Below are 765 nucleotides of genomic sequence, written 5' to 3'. Positions count from 1 at the left end.
TCGGCATCTGCGCCATTGGCGTGCGGACTCCCGAGATCATGCAAATCATCGGCTTCACAAGCTCGGCACAAGACCCCGCGATTTCCATCCGCGCCACGCCCGCAAAGGCACTGCCGAAACCGATGACCGCCGAGGAATTCGCCGAGCTGAGCAAGACCGACCCGAACATCTATCAGAAGTTCATCAACAGCCAGCAGCGGAATATCGAGCGCGGCGAGGTGGACAAGCTGATGAATTTCCTTGCGCGGGGAAAGTTTGAATAGAGATCCCTTGCGGTCTTCATCACTCCTCAGACCGCAACCTCAAAAGCCGGCAGCAATGCCGGCTTCTTTTTTTATCCAAGCTGCTGCTGGATCTCGCGCGCAATCGAGGTAAGCGGCACCGACTTTTCAACCGCGCCGCGCAGTACAGCCTCCTTTGGCATGCCGTAGACCACGCAGCTTTCCTCGTCTTGCGCAAGGGTGCGCGCGCCGGCGTTGCGCATCTCCAGAAGACCGGCCGCGCCGTCGTCGCCCATGCCGGTCATGATGACCCCCAGTGCATTCGCGCCGGCGGATTTGGCGACCGAGCGGAACAGCACGTCGACCGATGGACGGTGGCGGTTGACCAGCGGGCCATCCACCACTTCCGCAAAGTATTGCGCGCCGCGCCGCCGCAACAGCAGGTGCTTGCCGCCCGGGGCGATGAGGGCGAGGCCGGGAACCACGCGGTCATTGTTCTGCGCTTCCTTCACGCTGATGTTGCAGAGGTTGTCGAGGCGGGCAG

2 protein-coding genes are annotated in these 765 nt (G+C 62.0%); one reads left to right on the top strand and one right to left on the bottom strand.

The features are described 5' to 3' along the window. Positions 1-263: hypothetical protein (locus tag AYR66_RS07225; protein ID WP_206047092.1), on the top strand; the 263-nt coding region annotated here is incomplete at its 5' end. A 71-nt stretch (positions 264-334) separates the two neighbouring features. Here AYR66_RS07225 and AYR66_RS07220 read toward each other — a convergent pair. Next, positions 335-765, bottom strand: a 431-nt coding sequence (locus AYR66_RS07220; protein WP_272938324.1) for a chemotaxis protein CheB, incomplete at its 5' end; no start/stop codon positions are given.

The sequence above is a fragment of the Noviherbaspirillum denitrificans genome, assembly GCF_002211445.1.
Lineage (GTDB): Bacteria > Pseudomonadota > Gammaproteobacteria > Burkholderiales > Burkholderiaceae_D > Noviherbaspirillum > Noviherbaspirillum denitrificans.
The sequence above is the reverse complement of the archived record's forward strand: the minus strand, read 5'-3'. Positions and strand labels throughout refer to the sequence as shown.